The organism is Carboxylicivirga taeanensis (assembly GCF_051851475.1).
Lineage (GTDB): Bacteria > Bacteroidota > Bacteroidia > Bacteroidales > Marinilabiliaceae > Carboxylicivirga > Carboxylicivirga taeanensis.
Window position 1 is genome coordinate 1 of sequence record NZ_JBPUSJ010000076.1, and the last position, 1,261, is coordinate 1,261.

Genomic DNA, 1,261 nt, shown 5'->3' on the forward strand with positions numbered 1-1,261 from the left:
CGCTTCGGTTGGGCCGATTCCCGCCTTGATTGTCAGTCCTGTCGGACGGACAATCAGCACCGCGAATCTGCTACCGCATCATGCAGCTAACCGTTAGGCACAATGAAGGTTTTCGATATACTATAATTAGCGGAACGCAAAATGAAAACCAACATTCGGGTTGTTTAAGCAAACGGACGGACAAAAACGGATTCCAGACTGTATTTAGACCACGATAACAATTAGATTGACGTAAATATTTGGGTCAGCGTACATTTAGACCATCAATAACAAGGGGTATAACGACTGACTTTTAAGCCTTAACATGATTTGCAGGCAATTAACGGAGGACTCCAAAACATGCAGATTGATAATTGACTGCAATAACAAAACGGACTGCCTGACAATTGCCCGCGCGAACAGACTATAATGACAATAAGAACAACAACCCGAACAAAACATTTACGACAAAAAATAAATCACTGTGCCTAACACGCAGCATAGCGCATGGGGAGTCAGTGCTATTGGGTTGGGAACTGCAGAACCGACCAGCGCCAAATCACAGATTTGGCTTTCCAATGGGAAGATAAAGCTAAATATGTGCTTTGGCTTTGCTACATTTGGAAGGGTCTATTTTGCCAACCCTCTCCCACGCGCCATAGCTGCCAACGTTAGGCACAAGCAAATGAAACAGATTCGAGCATTATACAAATACGTTAAATCTTACTTCAAAAATGAATGGGATTTTAACGACTATCCATTAGAAACTTGGAGAAACACAAATTCAAATGAGCCTGATATTCAATTTGGAGCATCATTTACAAATTGGATTTTATTTACTGCACATGGACCGACAAAACAAAGTGCGATAAATAACTTGGAAGCAAATTTTAAAGATTATAAAAAGAATAACAATGAACTTCCCAGACCAGGAAAAAAAGTACCTATCCAATATGCAGAAACAGAAAGAATAGACAATCTTGAAGACATTGCGGTTGACTTTTTTGATAAGATAATTGAAATAAACTATTATGACTGTTTCATCTCAGATATGACAAGTCTATTTGATTTTGATTTAGACACTGATAAAGCATTAGTAAAGATTAAGAAAGAATATAATATTGAACCCAAAGGTGACTTATTCTTAGTTGATATTTTTGAGGAAATTAAGAAAAATGCCAGTGCCTAACACGCCGCCATAGCGCATAGCAGTCCGGCTCACTTTGGGTGGGCAGATTCCCGCCTCGATAGTCTCGTCCTCTCGGACGGACAATCTCAACGC

1 protein-coding gene is annotated in these 1,261 nt (G+C 39.8%); it reads left to right on the plus strand.

Annotation, left to right across the window (positions count from 1 at the left end; all coding sequences use genetic code 11):
* Positions 1-463: 463 nt before the first annotated feature.
* Complete coding sequence (locus ACSX1H_RS19285) at positions 464-1,168, plus strand: hypothetical protein (RefSeq protein ID WP_439185888.1); 705 nt, start codon at positions 464-466, stop codon at positions 1,166-1,168.
* The last annotated feature ends 93 nt before the right edge of the window (positions 1,169-1,261 follow it).